A 22235-nucleotide genomic window follows, 5' to 3' on the forward strand; every position below is an offset into this window, starting at 1 on the left:
GCCCCGGCTGCATGGTCAAGTGACTGAGACCCTGTGCACGATCTGGTCGAGGATCACTGCGACGACGATCACGGCGCCGATGATGATGAACGTGGGCCGGACGATTCGGTCCCGGTGTTCGCCGTCGACCAGCAGCGCGGCGCGGCGGCCGCGACCCGCCATCGCCTCGACCCGGGTCACCGTCCGCCAGGATTTCTCCGAGCTAGGGCGCAGCTGCCTCCACCTGCTGCTCGAGCAGATCGAGAGCGGCCGCCGCTCCTGCTCGCGCGTCGTGGTCGAGGCCGAGCGGCTCCGGCGCAAGAGCACCGCCGCGGTCTCCCGGCGCCGATGAGCGCGTAGGCGGTTCCGGCGTGGTCCCGCCAGCCTGGTCATCCGTCGGGATCGAGGACAGCGGCGCGCCCGCCCTTGGTGGTTGACATTTGCAATTGTGAGCGCTCACAATACCCTTCAGGGGTATTCTTTGGCTTTGCGCTGGAGGAGGCCGTCGCGTGTACCCGGGCCGGTCGTCCCTGGGCCAGGGAGCGATCTGCGCCGACACCGTTTGCCCCCTCGGGCTCGAGAATACTCATCAGCCGGTCGATCTGGATTGACCACGATAATGTGAACGTTCACAATCATCACGTATCGTACCCTTTTGCTTTGCCCTGGATGAATCGTCAGGCGCACCGATACCGTCGTCATCTGATCAACTCTGGTCGATTTTTGCACCGATTCGGTCCTCTAGGTCGGCGCGGAAGTGATCGCTGATGGATGATGTTTGCGTTCGCCAAGGTCACGCCGGGCGAGGTGGGCTTCGCAGGGCGAGCAGTTGCTCTCAGGCACCGTCGCCAGATGTGGGTACCCGTGCGTCGTCCCCCCTCGCAGTATCGGAGAGCAAGATGAAGAAGCCGTCCTGGCACAAGCTCCGTTCCTCAAGAGAAGTCGCCGCCGTTTGTGCGCTCGCGTTCGCGGCCGCGTGCACGGGCACGCTGGGTGATTCGTCGGATGGCACTGGGGGATCCTCCGCCGAAGACGATGGACCGTCGACGGGCTCGGCCCCTCCGGCGTTCCAACCCGCGGCCGGGATGCTGCGTCGTTTGACGAGAACGCAATTCCGCAACGCCGTGCGCGACGTGTTCGGCGTGGAGGTCCATCTCGACGCGCTCGACGCCGACAGCTGGAACGGAAACTTTGCGGTTATCGGCGCCTCGACCGTCGTGACTTCGGAACGAGGCGTCGAGCAGTACCACACGGCCATCGAGAGCGCCGTGGACGCGGTGTTCTCCGATTCGGCGAAGCGGGACCAGTTCATCGGTTGCACGCCCAGCGGCGCGCAAGACGACGCTTGCGTACGCGGCTTCATCCAGGTGCTGGGGCTTCGAGCGTGGCGGCGCCCGCTCGAGACAGCAGAGGTCGACAGCCTCGCGGCGGTGGCCAGCGAGGCCGCGACCGAGCTCGGCAGCGCCGTCGAGGGGGCCCGCTGGGCGACGGTGGCACTCTTCTCGTCGCCGAACTTTCTGTATCGCCCGGAGCTCGGAGCTCCGAGCGCCGATGGGTCGCTTCGCTTGACGGGCTACGAGATGGCGTCCCGGCTCGCATTTCTCGTGTGGAACAGCCTGCCGGACGAGGAGCTGCTCGACCAGGCCGCGAGCGGGATGCTCGCGACGGTGGAGGGCGTCCGTGCCGCGGCGACGCGGCTGCTCGACGCGCCCGCCGGACGCGAGGCCATCGGCGCCTTCGCCGAAGAGTACATGCGGCTCGATCGAATCGGCACGCAGGCGAAAGACGCGGAGCTGTTTCCGGAGTACGGCGCCGCGCTGAAAGCGGCGATGGTTCGCGATATGCGGGGCACCTGGGAGGTCCTCGCGTTCGACGATCAAGCGAGCGCGCTCGACCTGTTCTCGACCACGAAGGTCGTCGTCAACACGGAGCTCGCCGAGCTCTACGGCGTCGACGCGACCGGCCTGAGCTCGAGCACCTTCGAGGTTCGCTCGTTGCCAGCGGACGGCCCGCGGGTCGGGATCCTGGGCAAGGCCGGCTTCCTGTCGCAGTTCGCCAACCAGAAAGAGGGGTCGCCCACGTTGCGCGGCAAGTTCATGCGTGACGCCCTCATGTGCACGCCCGTGCGGCCGCCCCCCGGCAACGTCGCTCTCGAGCTCCCGGAGCCGCCTGCGGACAGGCCTCTCACGAAACGTCAGCGGCTCGAGGCCCACCGGACCGCGCCTGCCTGCGCCGCCTGTCATGCCTACATGGACCCGCTGGGCCTGCCGCTCGAGACGTTCGACGCGATCGGCCGTTACCGCACGACCGACCACGGCTTGCCGATCGACTCCAGCGGCGACTTCGACGGGGCGCCGGTCGCCGACGCGCGCGAGCTCGGCATGACCGTCGGCGCGAGCGACGAGGTCGCGCGATGCCTCGTCCGCAAGTACTACTCGTATGCAGCAGGCCACGAGGAGCGAGCCGTGGACGGCAGCGTGCTGAACACGCTTGTCGCTTCGTTCGAGGCGTCGGGGCTCCAGCTGCGCGAGCTGGTCCTCGACGTCGTGACGAACGAAGCCTTTTCGGCCGTCGCCCCGCAACCCTAGTCGAACGGTGTACCCCATGACGACCAAAGCCTTGAACCGACGAACTGTTCTCCGGGGCATGCTGGCGACGGGCGCCGCCGTCACGATCCCGCTCCCGCTGCTGGAGATCATGCTGAACCAGAGCGGCACGGCGCTCGCTCAGTCGAACACCCCGGTCTCGCCGCTCTACGTCACGTGGTTCTTCGGGAACGGCACGCTGCCCGGCCGCTGGAAGCCGGCGCGCACGGGCTCCGGCTCGGCCTGGGAGCTCAGTCCCCAGCTCCAGCCGCTCGCGGAGCACAAGTCTCATCTCACGGTGATCAGCGGCCTCGAGAACAAGCTCGTCGTATCCGGCTTCGAGCACCCCAGCGGGTCGGCGGGGGCCACGACCGGCGCGCCGCTCAGCGGGAACGCCGTGCGGGCCCCATCGATCGACCAGATCGTCGCGGACGCCATCTCTGCGGGGGTACCGTACCGCTCTCTCGAGGTGGGGGTGACGCCGGCGACACCGAACGGCCCTCAGGACTCGCTGCATACGGTCTCGCACAGGGGGCCGAACTCGCGCAGCAACCCGGAGTTCGATCCGAGGGCCGTGTTCAATCGATTGTTCATGGGCGGCACGCCGACGCCCAACGACGACGAAGCGGACCAGGCGACGAAGCTCGCGAACGTCCGGAAGAGCGTGCTCGACTCGATCCTGCGAGACGGCGCGGGCCTGCAGCAGCGGCTCGGGGCGGCCGACAAGCAGCGCGTGGAGCAGCACCTCGAGTCGATCCGCGCCATCGAGCGGCGCCTCGAGACGACGGCGCCCGGCGGCGGCTCGCCGTCCGCGTGCAGCAGCCCGACGGCCCCCACCACCGGCAAGGATGCGCAGAGCGAAGCGCCCCCGCAGGTGAACACCGCCATGGTCGAGCTCTCGGCGCTCGCGCTCGCCTGCGAGAGGACCCGCGTGCTCTCGTTCATGTTCTCGCTGCCCGCCGCGCACATCTACTACCGGCACCTCGCGCCGGACATGAACGACGACTTTCACGACACCATCTGTCACGGGGATGCCGGAGATCAATCGAGTCAGCCTCGCGTCGACAAGGGCGTGATCTACACGATGCGCTGCCTGAACGAGTTCTTGACGAAGCTCAAGAATACGCCACATGGCAGCTCGAACCTGCTCGACAACACGCTCGTGTACGTCACGTCCGACACCGCCTGGGGTAAGGTGCACACGAAGACAGAATGGCCCGTGCTCTTCGCGGGGAAAGCCGGAGGACGGCTGCGCGGCGACGAGCATCACAACTTCCCCGGCGATAACCTGAGCAAAGCGCTCCTGACGGTCGCCCAGGTCATGGGCTCGAAGGTGACGGAGATCGGCCTCGACGCGGGGCGGGTCACGTCACCGCTCGCGGGCATCCAGGTCTGAGCGCGGCGTCGCGAGGTCTGGAAGGACCGCGCCGCCCGCGCTCACCCACGCCTGCCCGCAAGGTCAGGCGTGGCCTGGAGGTCGACGTGGGCCTGGAGCTCCCCGGGGGGGTGCTCAGCCCATCAACGTCGACGTGCGGAGCCATCGCATGCGTCGATAGCGCACGATGACCCCGATACTCGGCACGAGCCTCTTGACCGCGGTCGCTACGGTTCGCGCCCTCGGCGGCTGCTCGTCCACCGACACCTCCGGCGTCGTTGATATCGAGCCAGCCGGCGCGCCGCCCTCAGGATGGCTAGGTCAGGTTCGTGAGCGGCCCGGTGCAGTAGCGCGGGTCGCCGAACGCGGTCCGGGTGTCTCCGAACAGGTTCAAGATCGAGACGAGCAGATCGTTGTGCGGGCGGTTGGGGTACCGGACCCAGCGTCCGGTGCGCAGGCCTCCGCCGCCGCCGGCCAGCAGGAACGGCATGTTCGTTTTTGTGTGACTCGGCGGATCCGAGAGCTCGGACCCGAAGAAGACGACGCTCTCGTCGAGCAGCGAGTGTCCACCCATGTCGATCTTCTCCATCTCCTGCAGGAGATAGAGGTGCTGCTTCGAATACCAGTTGCAAATGCGCGCGCACTCGTCCGGCCTGAAGCCGCCGTCGTGCTGGTAGAAATGGTGGTGCTCGGTCAAGTTGAGCCAGGGGAAGGTGTGCTTCGCCTCGGTGTCGCTCCACTGCAGCGTGCCGACCGCGGTGATGTCGCAGGCGAGCGACATCACCAGCATGTCCATCATGAGCTTGCCGACCTTGGGGATCGCCGCGTCGGTCGAGGTGTCCTTGATCGAGCCGGTGTCGGAGGAGTTGAGCCCCGTGCGCGGGTTGTAGTCGGACGTGTCGACCCTGTCCGGCGCCTTGCACGCGCTCGTCTCGACCGGCACGTTGGCGAGGCTCATCTCGATCTCGCGGATCTTCGTCAGGTGCTGGTCGATCTTCTGCCTGTCGGCGGCGCCGAGCCGCGCGGACAGGGCGGAGTAGCGCCCGTCGAGGAAGTCGAGGATCGATCTCTTTCGCGCGAGGCGGCGGGCGGCTTCGTTGCCGGCGCTGGGATCCAGCGAGCCGAAGAGCTCGGTGAAGATCTCCATCGGATCGAGGCGCGGCGGGATCGGCTTGAACGGCGCGGCGTTCTCAAAATTCGCGGCGTTCATCGGCGACAGCAGGCCGTGGGACTTGCCCGTCGCCCAGCGCACCGCGATCTGGATGCTCGCCTTCGCCTTTATACCGGCAGAGATCTGGGAGGCGATCACCTGATCGACGGACGGCCCGTTCCCGTAACCGCCGTTCGGGGAGCCCTCCTGAAGGCTGCCCGTGAGCCAGGCGATGATGCCGCTCTGGTGCTGCTCACCGCGCGCGCTCTTCATGTCGAGGCCGTCGACGACGAGCAGCCGGTCCTGCACGGGCGCGAGCGGCGACAGGATGGGGCCCAGGGTGAAGCTCGTCTCGCTGCCGGTCGGCCGCCACCGATCGATCACGGTCCCGCCCGGCGTGTAGACGGCGAGGAAACGCTTGGCGGGGGCGGGGGCCGCGCGCGCCGTGCGTTCGGGGCCCATGATCTCCAGCCAGGGGAGCGCGATGGCGATGGCGCCAGCACCGCGCAGCATGGCACGTCGGCTCAAACGAAAGTTGGACATGACCATCACTCCTAGCGGGCAACCAAGATGTAGTGGAAAGCATCCGTCTGTGTGAGCTCGATGAGGAGCTGCTTCACGTTGTACCCGGACGCCTTGAACGCGGTCGATATCGCCTGCTTTGTGCAAGCGTCCTCGGCGCGCAGGGTGAGGCCGTAGCCGTACTCGGCCCAGCGCGTCGCGAAGCAGCCATGCACCTGTTCGGCCTCGGCGAGCTTCTTCACGAGCTCGGTCGGACCGCTCACCGCGCCCGGCGTGCCCGGGAGCGAGCCGCTCGCGTCGATCGTGACGTCGTTCTCTGTCGTGCGGAACAGCCCGACAGCGTCGTAGTTCTCGAACGTGAAGCCTACCGGGTCCATGTACTGGTGGCACGTCACGCAGACCGGATCCTGGCTGTGCTGGCTGAAGCGCTCCCGCGCCGTCGCGCCGGTGTACGGATCCGGCGGCTTCACCCGCTCCAGGATGTCGCCGGTGGGGAGCGGGATCTTCTCACACATCAGCTTCTGGAGCACGAACGAGCCGCGGACCACGGGGTTCGTCGTGTTCGAGTGCGTCGTCCCGGCCATCACCCCCGCCTGGGTGAGGAGCCCGAGGCGCTGGGTCGTGTCGAGCTGCACCTGCTGGAACTCGTCGCCCGTCACGCCGGAGACGCCGTAGAACGCCGCGAGCGGTCCATTCATGAACGTGTACGGGGCCGTCAGGATGGATGCCCAGGTGCCGGTCCCCTCGAAGATCTCGTGCTCGAGGAACCGCTGCGTCTCCTCCCGCATGAGCGCGCCGATCGCTCGAGAGAAGGTCGGGAACGCCTCCGCGTTTCGCTCGAGATCCGCGAGGTTGCTGATGGGGAGCAGGTTGTCGAAGAAGAACCGGATGGTGGTCCGAGCCCGAGGGTCTTCGAGCATGCGCTCGGCTTGCGCGCGCACGCCTTGCTTCGTCGAGAGCTCGCCTGCCTGCGCGGCCAGGCGTAGCTCCTCGTCCGGCATCGTGCCCCAGAACAGGTACGAGAGCCGCGTCGCCATCTCGTCGCCCGTGGGCCGGCGGAGCTCGGGGCGCTCCGGGTCGGATGTGCCCCATTCGATGCGGTAGAGAAAATCCGGCGATTGAAGCAGCCCCTCGATCATCGTCGCGACGCCGACATCGAACGCCGCATCCATCCGCCCGACGCTGTACAGCGCGAGGAGCTCGTCCGCCTCGCCGGCGGCGAGCGGCCTTCGATAAGCGAGCGGCGCGATGCGCTCGACGATGGTGCGCGCGCACGCTTCCTCGCTCTCCGCGCTCACATTGCTCGCGCAAGGGGCGAGCTTCGCGAGCGCCTCCCGGGTGGCGGTCGCGCGCCGGGCGACGCCCTCCGCGACGGTGCTCAGCTGCTCGGCCAGCAGGCTCGAGACCGACAGCGCGTCGGCGTCATTGCCAAAGCCGTTTCCGACATCCTCGCTCGGCAGCGAAAAGGCTGGCTCGGTCGTGTCACCGAAGAGGTCGCGAACCGTCTTGTTGTACTCGAAGCGCGTCAGCCGCCGCAGCGGCGCTCGCCCGGGGTGCACCGCGCCGTCCTCGCAAGCGCGCGGGTCCACCGTGGGGGGATTGTTCGTCGTGGGATCGTCAGTGGAGTCGTTGGTGCGAGTCTCGCCCAGGTTTCCCGTGCAGCCACTGGCCAGGATCAACGCTATAGAAACAGCTGACCGAGAGCCTGTGAGAGGACGCGCCCGCTCATGATCTGAGGGCCTTGACATGGTTCTCTCTCTTCGCCCGCTGTGGGCACGATAAGTGGAATGTAGGCGGGACCTGGTGTTTACCCTCGCCCGTGTCGCGGTCGATGAATCTTTTGACGGTGGCGGTGGATCTGCTCTCGCTCTCGGCTCCGCCTCCACCCTGTACGCCCACCCGGCGCACCGATTCGACTCTCATGACCTCGTTGACTGGGAGCCGAACACCGCCGAGCGGCATCGCTTCCGCGACGACCGAACGGAACCGGCGCCAAGATCAACCCGATGACGAAGGTCGCGGTGCGCATGACGACCCGTCCGTAGCGCAGCGAAAGGATACCCCTGATCGCAATGTGAACGATCACATGGGCGGTGTCAACTCCCATCCGTCGGCCCTCGCGTGTCCTCGATCCCGAGGGAGGACAGGGCTGACGGGGCTCCTCCGGAGCGCCGCGTCAGGTGGGGCGGGCGCCGGACCGAGGTCGTCGCCGGCCCGACGAGCTCGATGCCGATCAGCGCATCGACGGCTGGCGCCTCCCGTGCGCGACGTCCGGAGCACGCTCCGGCGACGCTCGGTCAGAGCCGCGATCAAGGACAGCCGCGAGCGGTCCATCGTGTTTGAGCTCAAACATGTGAACGTTCACAAATGCTCGCAGGGCGGCGGCCCATCCTAGGAGACCGGGAAGCCGACCGGGCCAAGCGGCGCGCCCCGCCGCTGGCGCTCAGCCCTGCGAGGGTCGCCGCCGCGCCAGCATCCCGCTCGGCTCCCTCTCGCCCACCACCCCCGCCTCGTGCATCGACCGCAGGGCGGCGATGATCTCCGGCGTGACGAGCGGCCCGCCGGGGGCATAAGACGGCGCCAGCGGCCGCAGCGGCACCGGGAGGATCTCGGCGACCCGCGCGCCGATGACCCCGCGCGACGCCGCGTGCCCCTCGCGCTCGGCCGCGTCGCGGAGCGCCCGCGCGAAGTCCGCCGCCGTCGGCCAGCGCGCGTCGCGATCGCGCTCGAGCGCCCGCGCCACGGCGGCCGTGACCGCCTGGCCCACCCCCTCGCGCTCGCTCGAGAGCGGCGGCACCTCGCGCTCCAGCACGGCGTGGAGGATCGACAGCATGCTGCTGCCGACGAACAGGCGCCTGCCCGCCAGCACCTCCCACGCCACGACCCCGAGAGAGAACACGTCCGAGCGCCGATCCAGCGGCCGCGCGTGCGCCTGCTCCGGCGAGAGATAGCTCAGCTTCCCCTTCACCGTCCCGGTCTTCGTCCGCGTCGTGCGGCGCAGGGCGTACGCGAGCCCGAGATCGCAGATGGACGCCCGCCCGTCCACGCCGACAAGGACGTTCGACGGCGAGATGTCCCGGTGGATCACCTGGAGCAGCTCCCCCGAGCTGTCGCGCGCCTCGTGCGCCGCATGCAGCCCCTCGGCCGCCTGCGCGATGAGATAGAGCGCGTCGCCGACCCCGATCGTCTCCGGAGGTCGGGTGAGGTGCTTCAGCGTCACCCCCACAACGAGCTCCATTGCGATGTAGGGCGCGCCCCCCTCGCCGAGACCGCAATCGAGGACCGGCACGAAATTCGGGCTCACGACGCGCGATGCGATGCCCGCCTCGTCGAAGAGCATCGCCGCATACACCGACTCGTACCGTAAATCGGCGCGGATCCGCTTCACCGCGACGAGCGGCTCGCGCTCGATCTCCGCCTCCGCGCTGGCCTTCGCGTTCTCCCCGCTCCCGCCGCCCGCCCCCTCGACACCTGCCGCGCGGGCGCGACGGGCGATGAAGACCTCGGCCATGCCGCCCACAGCGAGCTGCACAAGCAGCTCGTAAGGACCGACAGTGCCCAGACCAGACGAATCCATACTTGACTCTCTGGACGGTTAGTTATCACGTCAATGGAAATCCATCAACCCGGCCATTTTACGGGCGGTCGCCTTCGTTCGTCGTTTTCATCCTTTTGCGGCTGCTCCCGGCCGCCCTCTCACGCTTGCGCCGGGCGGCGGGCGGCGAGCGCCCCGCCGCCGCCCACGCGCTCGGGGTCGCCGCCCCGCTCGGCGTGCTCGGCCAGCACCCGCTCGTCGGTCTCGCCCACCGAGCGCAGCCAGCGCGCGGCCGCGCGGTGGCCGGCGGCGCGATCGCCGTCCGTGAGCATCCCGTAGGCGGCGTCGCGCACGAGGGCGTGACGGAACGTGAGCTCCTCGTGCCCCGGGTAGCGCGACACGCCCCGGCGGGCGACGAGCTCCTCGGACAGCAGGCTCTTCAGCCAGCGATCGAGCGACTCGGCCGACGTGCCGGCGCCGAGCAGCTGCCGCACGCCCTCCGGCCAGAAGCTGCCGCCGAACAGGCTCGCCGCGCGCAGCGTGCGCCTCGCCTCGGCCGGCAGCGCCTCGATCCGCGTGTGCATCAGCGCCACCACCGTGGGCGGCAGGTCGCCCCGGCCCTCGGCGCGCGCGCGCATCAGCTCCTCGAGGAAGAACGGGTGGCCGTCCGCGTGCTCGACCAGCCGCGCCGCCTCGGACCGCGCGAGCTCCTCGCCGAACACGCTGCGGACGAGCCGATCGGCCGCCCGCGGGCTGAGCGCGCCGAGCTTGATGTGCTGCACCCCGCGCGGAACCCACAGCCCGGGGAACGTCTCCATCACGCTGTGGCGCGCGAAGCCGAGCACGAGGAGCGGGCGATCCGAGAGCGCCTGCAGCGCCTCGTCCAGCACCGAGACCGAGGCGTGATCGCTCCAGTGCATGTCCTCGAGCACCACGACGACCGGCCCCTCGCCGCACCGCGCGGCGAGCCAGTCGAGCACGGCGCGGCGCGCCTGCTCGCCCAGGAGGACCGCGTCCCCCCGGGCGACGTCGAGCTCCGGATCCGGATCGTCGAGCGGCGTGCCCGCGATCTCGCCGAGGAACCACGCGATGCGCCGCGCGTCCGCGGCCGGCACGGCGCGCGCCACGTGCTCGCGGATCTTGCCGCGCCGGGCCTCGATCGCCTCGCCGGGCAGGCAGCCGGCCGCCGCGAGGACGATCTCGCCCAGCATGCCGAACGGCGCCCCCGCGCCGATCGGGTCGCCGCGCGCCACGTAGACCGACGCGCGCGCGTCGACCTCGCGCACGACGCGGACGAGCTCGCAGCGCAGGCGCGTCTTGCCGATGCCGGCCTCGCCGAGCACCAGCGCGGCGCGCGCCACGGGCTCGTCGGCGCTCTGCTCGAAGAGGCCGCGCAGCATCGCGAGCTCGCGGTCGCGCCCGACGAACGCGGTGACGCGCCCGAGGAGCGTGCGATCCGGCTCCGTGCCGTCGCGCTCGCCCTTCAGCAGGAACGACGGGCCGTCGCCGATCACCTCGAAGCGCGGGGCCGCGAGCCCCGCCGTGACCTCGTCGATGCACACGTCGCCCCCGGCCTCGCGCAGCCGGGCGACCGCGCGGTCGATCACGTCGCCCGCGGGCAGGCGCTCGCCCACCTGCGCGCGGCCCGTGGCGAGCGCGACCGGGCGCCCGGGCAGGCGCGCCTTCATCGCGAGGGCGCACTGCGCCGCGCGCGCCGCGAGGTCGAAGGCGACCATGGGGCCGGAGCCGCCGCGGCCGGTGAACGCCTCGTCGGCGTGCGAGGACAGGAGCACCATCCGCGTGCCGCCGGCGAGCCGCACGCGCTCGCCGCCGAACGCCTCCGCGACGTCCGCGACGACGCGCTCGACGCCTCGATCGCTCGCCGGCTCGGGGTCCGCGGCGCCCACGTCGACGAGGACGACGCTGATGAGCCGCCGCTCGTCGCCCGTGACCGACGCCGGCGCGCCGTCCCCGCCCTCGCCGGGCGAGCGCGCGAGCAGGGCGCGCATCTCCGCGAGCGCGGCCGCCGCCGCGCGGCCGCCTTCGGGGCGCGCGGCCGGGTCCTTCGCCAGGAGGCGCGCGACGAGCTCGTCGAGCGAGGGCGGCACCTCGGGGCGTCGATCGGCGAGGCGCGGCGCCTCCTCGAGGAGGATGCGGCACATCTCCGCGAGCGGATCGTCGGCCGCGAAGGGGCGCTGCCCGGCGATGCTCTCGAAGAGCAGCACGCCGAGCGCGAAGACGTCGGCGCGCGCGTCGACCTCGGCGTCGCCGCGCGCCTGCTCGGGCGCGACATAGCCGAGGGAACCGACGAGCGAGCTGGCCTCCGTGACGAGGGTGGTCGACGCCGTCGCCCGCGCGACGCCGAAATCGAGCAGGACAACGCCGTCGACCCTGCCGTCGCGGAGGAGCACGTTGCTCGGCTTGAGATCGCGGTGCGTGATCCCGAGCGCGTGCACCGCGGCGAGCGCCTCCGCGATCTGGTGCGCGACGAGCAGCGCGTCGGCGACGGGGAGCGGCCCCTCCTGGAGGCGCGCGTCGAGCGTGATGCCGTCGAGCCACTCCATCGCGAGCCACAGGGCGCCGTCGTCGCTCGTGCCGTGCGCGATGTGCTGGACGATGAGCGGGTGCTGCGCGGCCTCGAGCAGGCGCGCCTCGCGCCGGAAGCGGGCCGCGAGCTCCGGGAGCGCGACCTTGAGCGCCACGGGGCGGCCGGTGACCTGGTCGGTCGCCCGGTAGACCGTGCCCATCCCGCCGGCGCCGGCAAGGCGGTGCACCTCGAACCGGCCTGCGACCAGCGTGCCCTCGCGCATGGCGAGAGCTTATCCGAGAGCCCCTGCCACGTCCGCGGTCCGCGTGCTCGGTGGTGACGGTTCGGGGTGTTTGTTGTACGCTGTGCGCGTAGACGCCCGGAGGACCGCGCTGCGCGCACAGGACGCCTTCTCGGGTCGGCGGCTCGGCTGATTGGAGAGGGACCCCCGATGAACCCCGGACAGCACGTGACGAGCACGCTCAGGCTGGCGCGCGAGCTCGGGAAGGGGGCGATGGGGAGCGTGTGGGTGGCCGATCACCTCGCGCTCGGGACGCAGGTGGCGGTGAAGTTCATGTCGCCGGCCTACGCGGACCAGAGCGGCTTCGTGGAGCGCTTCCGGCGGGAGGCGATGGCGGCCGCGCAGATCAAGAGCCCACACGTCGCCCAGGTCTTCGATCACGGCGTCATGCAGGAGGGCGTGCCGTACATCGTGATGGAGCTGCTCGAGGGGGAGGACCTGAAGAGCCGCATCCAGCGGCTCGGCGCGCTCCCGCCCGTCGAGGTCGCGGGGATCGTCGCGCAGACGGCGAAGGCGCTCGGGCGGGCCCACCAGCTCGGGATCGTCCATCGCGACATCAAGCCGGACAACATCTTCCTGCTCGACGTCGAGGGCGAGGTGTTCGTGAAGGTGGTCGATTTCGGGGTGGCCAAGCGGGTCCAGGGCGCGCCCCAGGGCGACCTCGGCATGACGTCGACCGGGAGCGTGCTCGGCACGCCGCTCTACATGAGCCCCGAGCAGCTGCTCAGCGCGAAGCACGTCGATTTCCGCGCCGATCTCTGGGGGCTCGCGGTGGTCGCGTACCACGCGCTCACCGGGCAGGTGCCGTTCGTCGGCGAGACGCTGGGCGCGCTGTCGGTGGTGCTTCACACAGGGATCTTCACGCCGCCGAGCGCGCTGAGGCCGGAGCTCTCCCCGGCGATCGACGCCTGGATGAAGAGGGCGCTGGCGCTCGATCCCGCGGCGCGCTTCGGGTCGGCGCGGCAGATGGCGGAGGCGCTGGAGCACGCGGTCCTCGGGCTCGCGCGCACGCCGTTCACGAACGATCCCTCGTCCAGCGGAGATCGGGGGAGCCACGGTGGCGCGCCCGGGAGCGCGTCGCAGCCGGTGCTGTTCGGGGCGCCGACGCCGGCGCCGTCGGCGCCGGGCGCGCGGCTCTCGACCACCGGCACGCCGGGGCGGACGCTCGCCGGCATGGCGACCTCGGGGGCGGACGGGTCCCGCAGATGGGCGCCGGCGATCCTGGCGGCGGCGCTCGCCCTGGGGGCGGCCGTGTCGGTGGGTGTGTTCCTGGCGACGAGGCCGTCGCCCACCGTGGAGGTATCCCCCTCCTCGGACGACCCGGCCGCCCGGCAGGCCGCGCCGGGCGCAGCGCAGCCGGCTGGGCCCGCCGCGCAGGGCGGCGCTGCGGCGCCGGCCAGCGCCGCAGCGCCAGGGCAGGCGGAGCCCGCTGAGCCCGGGACGGCAACCACGGCAGCGCCTGCGAAGGCGGCCACGGCAGAGGCCGTGGCAGGCGTGCAGGCGCCCCAGGCAGGCGCGCAGGCGCCCCAGGCAGGCGCGCAGGCGGGGGCGAAGCCCAGCGCGTCCGCGACGCCGCGCGGCGCCGCGGACGGCCGCGGACGGGTCGCGCCGCGGGAAACGGCGTCCGGCCGCCCGGCGGCGACGAAGCCCCCGCCCCCGCCGCTCGAGGATACGATCGGCTTCTGAGGCGGCCCTCGTCCTGCCTCGCTCCAGCCGCCCGGCGCCCTCGAACGCCGGCGGATGCCACCGGACCGGCCAGACGAGGCCTCCTGCAACGGCGTTCTTGCGCCATGCGCCTGCAAAACGCGGAATATCGCGCGGCGCAGGCGAGAACTTGGCATCGGAAGGCGAGGCAAGGCGGGCGCACTGCGGCATCCCGCCTCGCTCACCCCGGGTGCCGGGGCCGCAAAATCGGCGCGCTCGCATTGCTGCGCGAGAATTTCGAACTGGCATGGACCGTGCGGTATCCGCCACGGGGGCCTGGAGCGAGGGCGCGCTCACGCAAAGGAGGTCTCTTCATGGCGAAGCTCGTAATTGGCCTGGTGCAGACGCGCGAGGAGGCGGAAGCCGCGGCGGAACGCGTCATCGACTGCGGCTACACGCGACAGGACGTCAGCCTGCTGATGACCGACGCGACGCGCCACAAGTACTTCAGGGTTCCGGACGGAACGCCGCCGGCGCACACGGCGCACACGTTCGGCGCCGCGATCGCGATGAGCGCCGTGGTTCCCGACCTCGAATTCGTGGTGGCCGGCCCGCTGGCCGCCGTGGTGGCGAGCGCGGTCTGCGCCAGGCTCGCGGGCGGCCTGCGCGAGATCCTCATCACCGCCGGCGTCCCGAAGCGCTGGGCGGAACGCTACGAAACCGGCGTCAAGCAGGGCAGGATCCTGATGAGCGTATTCGCCCACAGCGAACGAGAGGCCGGCGTGCTCCACAGGGTCCTTGACGACCCCGGCATGTACCCGGTCCGCCCCGCGATCCGCGGACGCCAGTCGTACGACACGTTCATCTGAGCGAACAGCGCGCAACCCGGCGCCTCACCTCCGCAGACGCGAGGCGCCGGGCGCGCCGTGTGTCGGGCTCAGCCCCCCAGGGACCTGAGCCGCGCGCGCAGCATCAGCGCCCCGATGAGGTCTTCCTCCGCGTCGCTCCGGCGCGACCAGCCCAGCGCGAGGTAGCGCAGGAGCTCGCCGAACGTCGGTCCGGCCGGCGCCGCGCTCGTGCCGCCGCGGACGACCCAGAGCTGCTCGCCGTCGGCCTCGAGCGCGACGGTCGCCCGCTGGGCCGCGCCGCCGCCGAGCGCCGAGCCCGAGAGCCGCGCGATCGGGTAGAGCTGCCGCGCCGCCGCCGCGTCCCAGCCGGGCTCGCGCTCGTGGCTGCGGAGCTCGTCCTCGCGGAGGAAGCGCAGCGTGCCCTCCACGGCGCCGATCGCGAGCTCCCGGTAAAGGTCCTCCGGATCCGCCGGATCGGCCCAGTCGTAGGCGCGCGCGAACGCCGTGTACGTGGCCGGCGGGGCGACGCCGCGGACGGGCGGCGGGGGCGCCGCCGGCGCGCCGCGGCCGTCCTCGCGCCGGAGCACCCGGTTGAGCCGCCTCACCTCGTCGGCGATCGACCCCGGCCCCGGCTCGACGAGGCGCACCTCGACCCGGCGCTCGGGCGCGAAGAGGCCGCCCATGAGCGCGCCGAGCACCGGGGCGCCCAGCTCGGCCGAGAGGAACGTCGAGCCGCGGTGCGGCCGGATCGCCCGGTCCGTGGCGTCGCGCTCCTCCTGCGCGGTCGCGACGTCCGGCAGGTCGATGTCGACCGCAGCGAGGTCGCTCCGATCGGGCGTCTCCACGCCGGCCTCGAGGCCCTCCTCCCCTTCCCTCACGAAATGGCGGACGAACCCGCTCGCCTCGAAGCGCCAGCCGTCGTCGTGGACGACCTCCTCCGAGAACACGAGCACGAAGATCGTCGCCCCCCGGTGGCCGAGCTCGGCGGCCGCGTCGAGCACGGCGACGGGTGGAGAGAGCTCGTCCTCGAAGAGCTCGATGAGGTGGTCGAGCTCGTCGCCGCCACCGGCGGGCTCGCCGCTCGCGTAGTACGCGGCGCAGTACCCGGGCACGCCCGGGAGCGCCGCGACGAACAGGCGCGGCGAGGCGACGCCCCAGCCGCCGAGCGCAACGGCAAAGCCCTGGGACAGCGCGCGGTCCGGGATGTCGGCGGGTCGAAAGATCAACGCAGCGAACGTGGTGGCCATGGGGCGCCCAGGGTAGCCGATCGCCCGCCCGCGGCCGGTGTCCGACGCGCTCCGCGCGCCTTCATGACCGCTTGCTCAAGTTCTCCGTGGTTCTCCGGGGGGCGAGCACGGTCCTCGGAGAGGATCCCGCCACCCGCGGCCGGGCGCCTGCCGGGAAACCACGAAGAGACCTCCGGAGCGGAGGAACCGGATGCCGGGCCTCGCCGGCGAGCCGCGGCGCGCCTCGCGGCTGCCTTGGACGCGGCGCGGCGCATCGGGTAGAGGACCCTCATGCTCGGTCAATCCACCCTGTCCGTCGGTGAGATCGCCCCTGACTTCACCCTGCAGTCGCAGAGGCGAGAGGCGGTGAAACTCTCCGATTTCCGGGGCAAGAAGGCGGTCGTTCTCTTTTTCTACCCCAAGGACGACACCCTTGTATGCACCGCGGAGTCGTGCGCGTTCCGCGACCATTATGACGCGTTCGCGGAGGCCGGCGCCGAGGTCATCGGCGTGAGCGCCGACTCGGAGGGATCCCACGAGCAGTTCGCGCAGAAGCACCGCCTGCCCATGACGCTGCTCAGCGACCCCGGCGGGCAGACCGCGGCGCGCTACGGCGTGAGGCCGCTCTTCGGGCTCCTCCCGGGCCGCGTGACGTTCGTCATCGATCGCGAGGGGGTCGTTCGACATGCCTTCTCCTCCCAGCTCCGCGCGGCGAGGCACGTCGAGGAGGCGCTCGCCGTCGTGAAGCGGATCGAGGCCTCCGGCCGCGGTTGACAGGCGCCGGGAGCGGCGCCCGATCTCCACCCGTCGCCCGTCGTTGACGCCCTCGAGAGGGGCGTTATGAACCCACACGGCGGGGCCATCGCACGCCTCCGCCGGGGGGCGACGATGAAGAATGGATTGTGGACGACAGCGACGCTGGCGGCCGCCGCGATGGGTCTTTCCCGGCCGGGGGCCGCGGCGGACGCGCTCTCGCTCCGCCGGGTCGTGCTCTCGACCGGCGGCGTCGGGTATTTCGAGTACGAGGCACGCGTCCGCGGCGACGCCGAGCTCGCGCTCGAGGTGCGGCTCGATCAGGTCGACGACGTGCTGAAGAGCATCGTCGTCTACGACGAGCACGGCGCGGCCGGGAACATCACGCTTCCCGGGAGGGAGCCGCTGCGCGACCTGTTCCGCGAGCTCCCGTTCGACGAGGGAGCGCTCGAATCCGAGGCCGCCCTGCTGAACGCGCTGCGCGGCGCCGAGGTGCGGACCCGGGGCTCCGAGGGGACCATCGTCGGGCGGATCGTCGCGGTCACGGCGGCGCAGGTGGCGCTGCCGGGCGGCGGCTCGGAGAACCGGCACCGGCTCGCGCTGATGTCGGAAGGCGCGCTGAGGCAGGTCGTCCTGGAGGAGACGGGCGGCGTGGAGCTCGTCGAGGAGCGCCTGCGACAGCAGGTCGGCGCGGCGCTCCTCGGGCTCGCGAGCCGGCGTCAGCGCAACCGCCGCGAGCTCGTCGTGCGCACGGCCGGAGAGGGCGAGCGGGTCGTCCGGGTGGCCTACGTCATCGAGGTCCCGCTCTGGAAGACATCGTATCGGCTGACCGTGCCGGAGGACCCGCAAACGACGGCCGCCGCGCTCTCCGGGTGGGCCATCGTGGAGAACCAGAGCGGCGGCGACTGGGACAGCGTGGATTTCACCCTGGTGTCGGGCAACCCGGTGACGTTCCGCCAGGCGCTCTACGAGATCTACTATGTGTCCCGCCCGGAGGTGCCCGTCGACGTCGCCGAGCGGGTGCTGCCGCGGCTCGACGAGGGCGCCGCGGCGCTCGCGGCCAGGGCGGCGCGGCTCGCGCGCTTTCACGCCGGCGCGGCCGCCGAGGCGCCCCCCGCGACCGCCGAGAAGGGCGAGCCGGAGCGCGAGGAGGCGGCGACGCAGGTCGTGTTCCACTTCCCGGCGCCCCTCACGATCGCGAGCGGGCAGACGGCGCTCCTCCCGATCGTCGAGCGCGAGGTCCCCGCGGAGCGCGTGGGGCTCTACCAGCGGGAGGCGAGCGCGCGCAGCCCGCTCGCCTCGGTGCGGCTGCGGAACGACGGCGACACGAGCCTGCCGCCCGGCGCGATGACGGTCTACGAGCGCTCCGCCCGGGGGGTCGTCACCTACGTGGGCGACGCCCGGCTCGCGCCGCTGCCGCCGGGCGAGTCGCGGCTCGTGAGCTTCGCCGTGGACCGGAAGGTGCGTATCGATCGCGAGGAGCGGGCCGAGGAGGCGTTCTCGCGCGCGCGGATCCAGGGCGGGATGCTGGAGATCGTCCGGACCGCCCGCAAGGTGACGGTCTACACGATCGTGGGCGCCGCGCGCGAGCCGCGCGTCGTGCTCATCGAGCACCCGCGCCTCGCCGGCTGGGAGCTCGCCGAGCCGAAGAAGGGCGTCGAGGTGACGCGCGACCGCTACCGCATCCGGCGGGAGGTGGCCGCGGGCGAGACAGCGCGGCTCACGGTCGCGCTGGAGCAGCCCATCTCGCACACGATCGCGCTCACGAGCCTCTCCAGCGAGCAGATCGGGGTGTACCTGTCCTCGCGCGAGCTCTCCGAGGCGCTGCGCGCGGTGTTCGCGCGGATCGCGGAGCTCAGGGCGACGATCGAAGGCCGGCAACGCGCGCTCTCGGCGCTGGAGTCCGAGCTCGCGGCGCTGCGCGGCGAGCAGGAGCGCGTGCGCGAGAACCTCAAGGTCGTGCCCGCGGGGAGCGCGCTCCACGAGCGCTACCTCAGGACGCTCGGCGAGCAGGAAGACCGGATCGCGGCGGTGTCGGCGGAGCTCCCGGGCGCGCGCGAGGCGGTGGCCGGCGCCGAGCGGGCGCTCGCCGACTACGTGCGCGACCTGTCGCTCGCGCCCTAGCGCCGCGCGTCGAGCCGAGCTGCCCGCCCGAGGAGACGCTGTCCGTCGCGGCGCCAACGAACAGCGTCTCCTCGGATCGCCGAGGCAGCGGCCTTTGGGCGCTATCGAGCGCTCCGGGGCCACGTCGTGTCCCCTGGGTGCAGCAGCGGTAAAGGCCGAGCCCGTCTCCGGCTCCTCCGGCCGGCGCACCACCGCGCGAGCGACAACGACCCTATCCGCAGATCACGGCGTGACGCCGCGCTACGGCGTAATGATCCGCTGTCACGATAGATGCGCCGCGTCGCAGCACCGCGAGCACGAAGTCGGTGCTGCTTCCTGTGTAGCCGCCGGGCGCGCTTCGGGATAGAAAAGACGATCTTAAGGAGTCATCGACATGAAGAGAAGCGTGAACGCAGTGCTCTCCCTGTCTGCTGCCGTGGCGCTGCTGTGCCTCGGCACGCCTGCCGACGCGACGACGGCCGTCCTGCTCTCGCGCGAGGAGCTCGTGCGCAAGTCAGCGACGGTGGCGCGCGTGACCGTCGGCCAGTCGTACACGGCGGAGTCCGACGACGGGAAATCGATCGTGACCCGCACCGAGCTCACGATCACCCAGCCGCTCAAGGGAGGCGAGGCGGCCAAGGGGGGCGTGAAGGTGATTGTGCTGGAGCAGGTCGGCGGGACCTACAACGGCAAGACACAGCGGCTGCTGGGCGACGCCGCGCTCTCGCAGGGCGAGGACGCCGTGGTCTTCCTGCGCCCGGGCGACAAGGGGCGTTGGCACTTCACGGCGCTCGCGCTGTCGGTCTATCACGTGGACACGAAGGGCCTGGCGCGGCGCAGCCTCGAGGGGCTGCACCTCGTCCAGCGGACCGGGGGCACGTTCGTGCCCGTCAAGGCGCCCGCCGAGGAGGTCGAGCCCATCGAGACCCTCATGACGGACGTGGTCCGCTTCGCGGGAGTGAAGTGAGGTGAGGCGCCACGTTGCCCTCGCCGTCTTGCTCGGCGCCGCCTCGTTCCACGCCGCGGGCCGCGAGGCCGCCGCGTGGACGCCGCTCGATTCCAGCGTCCCTCGCTGGGGTCAGCTGCCCGTCAGCTACTACATCAACCACGCGACGATCCCGAGCGGGATCGCCGGCTTCGCCGTCGCCCGTATCGAGTCCGGGTTCGACGCGTGGTCGAGCCCGGGGTGTACGGCTTGGCAGGCCAACCTCCTCGGCGACACAACCGATCGTTACAACGTCAATGACGGCAAGAACGTGTTCCACTGGGTCAGCAACTCCTGGCCGAACATGCTCGGCGACGTCAACTCGGTCATCGGCGTCACGATGCCGGCCTGGGGGAGGTTCGACTACGCCATCGTGGACGCCGACATGGTCTTCAACAACGTCGGGTTCTGCTGGAACGACACCGGCAACGACGGCTGTGTCGACACACAGTCGATCGCGACACACGAGGAGGGACATTTCCTCGGCCTCGGCCACTCCAGCGAGCGGAGCGCGACGATGACCCCGTACTACGTCGTGGGCTCGTCGATGCGCACCCTCGAGGACGACGACGTCGAGGGCGTGTGCGCCCTGTATCCCAACGGCGAGACCGTGACCACGAGCGCCACGAGCGCCACGAGCGGCGGCGGCGACGACTGCGATAGCTGCTTCAACGGCTCGCTCGCGGACACCTGCAGATCGCAGTATGACGCCTGCGGCGCGTCGACCTCGTGCCGGGCATTCGCCGGCTGTTACGCCACCTGCCAGGACAACGCCTGCGTCGAGCGCTGCATGAGCGATCATGCCGCGGGCGCCAACATCTATCTCCGCATCATCGAATGCCTCTGCAACGACTGCTCGACGGAGTGCACCGCCGAGTGCGCCGGCGTCGAGGGCGGGGGCGGCAGCGGAGGAGGCGGCGGCGGGGGCAGCGGCGGTGCCGGCGGAGCGGAGGCGAGCAGCACGTCGACCTCGTCGGCCGGCGGCGGATCGACCGCGAGCGCGACAGCGAGCTCGTCGGTCGCCTCGGGCAGCGGCGTGGGCGGCGCCGACCCGCCGACCGAGGACCCGCCGGACGACGGGGAGTCCGGCGGCGATTCCGGGTGCTCCTGCTCGACGAGCGGTCGATCGGCCGATCTCGGAGGGCTCACGCTCCTCGGCGTGGTCGCCGCGCTGGGTTCGCGCCGGCGCCGACGCGAAGCGCTCGGTCGCGGGTAACGCTCCTCCCGGGTGAACCACGCCCGGTGGCGCCGTCCCTCCCTGCTCGCGGTGCGCGCGTCGACGATCATCCCACCGAGGCGCCGCCGCTCGCGCTGATCGAGAACCGTCGATCGCGCGTGGGCAAGGCGGAGCATCGGCGGCCAGCCAGCCACGCAAGAACGACGTAGGGCGCGCATGTCGCGCGCGGAGCGTGTGCCGAGGTGGCCGCGCGCTGGCCGGCCGTCCTGGCCGACTGGGCGGCCACACCACGGGACGACGACAGACCGACCCGCCGCGTGGCCCGACAATTCGGGGCACGGCAGCAGGCCGAGATTTTGCACGCTCTCCAGCCAGGTCCCGACGCTCGCAGGAAGATCAAGGCGAGCTCGGCTCAATCTTGGCCCACGCATGTGCGCTAATGTAGGCAAACGTGGGAAGAGGTCAACGTGCGAACCCTGGCCATCACGGTAATAACGCTGCTCGGCGTCGCGGCCTCAGGCTGCGGCAGTCATTCGGACACGGAGGTGGGCGAAGCTCGAACCGTCGAGATCCGCGAGGTCTCAGGGGAGATGTCCGACCCCCCGCAGGTCGCGGCTCGGCAGGCGGAGGCCGCCGCTCCGCAGGTGGAGGAGGAGGAGGAGGTCGCGGCTCCGCAGGCCGAGGCCGACGGGCCGCTGGCCGATCTCACGACGAGCGAGGCGCCGGTCGCCCTGCCCGGATGGACCGAGGGGTGCCCGGGCGGGATGGTGAGGGTGGAAGGCGAGTATTGCCCCGCCGTGGTGCAAGAATGCCTCGAGTACCACCCCGAATGGACGAAGCGCCACGGTGAGCCGGGTGTGGCCGCCCGATGCGTGCGTTTCCGTGAGCCGTCGCGGTGCGTCGCCAAGAAGAACGAGAACCTCTCGTTCTGCATGGACCGGTACGAGTACCCGAACGTTCCGGGCGAGCTGCCCCGCACGCTGACCTCGTGGGAGCAAGCCGCCGATCTCTGCGCGGCAGAGGGCAAGCGGCTGTGCACCGAGGCCGAGTTCAACTTCGCCTGCGAAGGCCCCGAGGCGCTGCCTTACGCCTACGGCTACCAGCGGGATGCCGAGACGTGCAATCAGGACCGAGACTACCGCTTTCCGGATCACTCGCAGCGGCTGCTCCACTACGAAGCATGCCAGCAGAACGAGCGATGCGCCGCCGAGCTGTCACGCCTGGACGGCCGCGAGCCGGCCGGCGGACGCGCGGCGTGCGCCTCGTGGGCAGGCGTCTTCGATCTGAACGGCAACGCCAACGAGTGGGTGGTGCGCACCGATCAGAAGGCCCCTTATCGCAGCGGGCTCAAGGGCGGATGGTGGGGTCCGATCCGGAGCCAGTGCCGCCCGATGACGACCTTTCACAAGGAAGACGACTACGGCTACGAGGTCGGCTTCCGCTGCTGCGCGGACGTCGAGCAGCAGGCGACGTAGGACCAGCGGGTCCGTGGCGGCGACCTCACCTCCTGACCGCAGACGCAGGC

At 71.2% G+C, this 22235-nt stretch carries 15 protein-coding genes; 9 read left to right on the top strand and 6 right to left on the bottom strand.

The annotated features are described in order from the left end of the window. Positions 1-15: 15 nt before the first annotated feature. Positions 16-180, bottom strand: coding sequence for a hypothetical protein (locus WMF17_RS23965; protein ID WP_437643424.1), 165 nt, complete (start codon positions 178-180; stop codon positions 16-18). An 896-nt stretch (positions 181-1076) separates the two neighbouring features. Here WMF17_RS23965 and WMF17_RS23970 point away from each other — a divergent pair. Together WMF17_RS23970 and WMF17_RS23975 are read left to right on the top strand one after the other, a co-directional pair. Further along, on the top strand, positions 1077-2567 hold the full coding sequence (locus tag WMF17_RS23970) for a DUF1592 domain-containing protein (RefSeq protein WP_437595399.1): 1491 nt from the start codon (positions 1077-1079) through the stop codon (positions 2565-2567). Positions 2568-2583: 16 nt separating this feature from the next. Next, a complete protein-coding gene (locus tag WMF17_RS23975; RefSeq protein ID WP_437643426.1) occupies positions 2584-3960 on the top strand; it encodes a DUF1552 domain-containing protein in 1377 nt (458 codons plus the stop codon). A gap of 295 nt (positions 3961-4255) precedes the next feature. Here WMF17_RS23975 and WMF17_RS23980 read toward each other — a convergent pair whose 3' ends face one another. The 4 genes from WMF17_RS23980 to WMF17_RS23995 form a co-directional block, all read right to left on the bottom strand. Then, positions 4256-5602: a DUF1552 domain-containing protein gene (locus WMF17_RS23980; protein ID WP_437651380.1), complete on the bottom strand. Its 1347-nt coding sequence runs from the start codon at positions 5600-5602 to the stop codon at positions 4256-4258. Between the two features lie 41 nt (positions 5603-5643). Beyond that, positions 5644-7200 (bottom strand): DUF1592 domain-containing protein, encoded by a 1557-nt coding sequence (locus WMF17_RS23985; RefSeq protein ID WP_437643427.1) that lies wholly within the window; start codon positions 7198-7200, stop codon positions 5644-5646. 854 nt (positions 7201-8054) lie between these two features. Next, positions 8055-9143, bottom strand: a complete 1089-nt coding sequence (locus tag WMF17_RS23990; RefSeq protein ID WP_437643429.1) for a serine/threonine-protein kinase — start codon at positions 9141-9143, stop codon at positions 8055-8057. A gap of 164 nt (positions 9144-9307) precedes the next feature. Further along, positions 9308-11956 (bottom strand): protein kinase domain-containing protein, encoded by a 2649-nt coding sequence (locus tag WMF17_RS23995; RefSeq protein ID WP_437643431.1) that lies wholly within the window; start codon positions 11954-11956, stop codon positions 9308-9310. Between the two features lie 168 nt (positions 11957-12124). On the opposite strand from WMF17_RS23995, the gene WMF17_RS24000 reads away from it, so the two are divergent. After that, the gene (locus tag WMF17_RS24000) at positions 12125-13660 is read left to right on the top strand and encodes a serine/threonine-protein kinase (protein ID WP_437643433.1); all 1536 of its coding nucleotides are present in this window, start codon (positions 12125-12127) and stop codon (positions 13658-13660) included. Between the two features lie 332 nt (positions 13661-13992). Then, on the top strand, positions 13993-14487 hold the full coding sequence (locus WMF17_RS24005; protein WP_437643434.1) for a hypothetical protein: 495 nt from the start codon (positions 13993-13995) through the stop codon (positions 14485-14487). Between the two features lie 68 nt (positions 14488-14555). Here the strand turns inward: WMF17_RS24005 and WMF17_RS24010 are convergent, their stop codons facing one another. Then, positions 14556-15713, bottom strand: a complete 1158-nt coding sequence (locus WMF17_RS24010) for a hypothetical protein (RefSeq protein WP_437643436.1) — start codon at positions 15711-15713, stop codon at positions 14556-14558. 270 nt (positions 15714-15983) lie between these two features. On the opposite strand from WMF17_RS24010, the gene WMF17_RS24015 reads away from it, so the two are divergent. The 5 genes from WMF17_RS24015 to WMF17_RS24035 all read left to right on the top strand — a co-directional run bounded on the left by WMF17_RS24015 (position 15984) and on the right by WMF17_RS24035 (position 22185). Continuing rightward, a complete protein-coding gene (locus WMF17_RS24015; protein WP_437643438.1) occupies positions 15984-16466 on the top strand; it encodes a peroxiredoxin in 483 nt (160 codons plus the stop codon). 114 nt (positions 16467-16580) lie between these two features. Next, entirely contained in the window at positions 16581-18569 is a 1989-nt protein-coding gene (locus tag WMF17_RS24020) for a DUF4139 domain-containing protein (RefSeq protein ID WP_437643440.1), read from the top strand. Between the two features lie 373 nt (positions 18570-18942). Further along, on the top strand, positions 18943-19515 hold the full coding sequence (locus WMF17_RS24025; protein ID WP_437595410.1) for a hypothetical protein: 573 nt from the start codon (positions 18943-18945) through the stop codon (positions 19513-19515). A gap of 1 nt (position 19516) precedes the next feature. Continuing rightward, positions 19517-20749 carry a matrixin family metalloprotease gene (locus tag WMF17_RS24030; RefSeq protein WP_437595411.1) on the top strand — a complete coding sequence of 411 codons (1233 nt, stop codon included), beginning with the start codon at positions 19517-19519 and terminating at the stop codon, positions 20747-20749. A gap of 551 nt (positions 20750-21300) precedes the next feature. Beyond that, the gene (locus tag WMF17_RS24035; protein WP_437643442.1) at positions 21301-22185 is read left to right on the top strand and encodes an SUMF1/EgtB/PvdO family nonheme iron enzyme; all 885 of its coding nucleotides are present in this window, start codon (positions 21301-21303) and stop codon (positions 22183-22185) included. The last annotated feature ends 50 nt before the right edge of the window (positions 22186-22235 follow it).

The sequence above is a fragment of the Sorangium sp. So ce362 genome (assembly GCF_051519845.1).
Classification (GTDB): domain Bacteria; phylum Myxococcota_A; class Polyangia; order Polyangiales; family Polyangiaceae; genus Sorangium.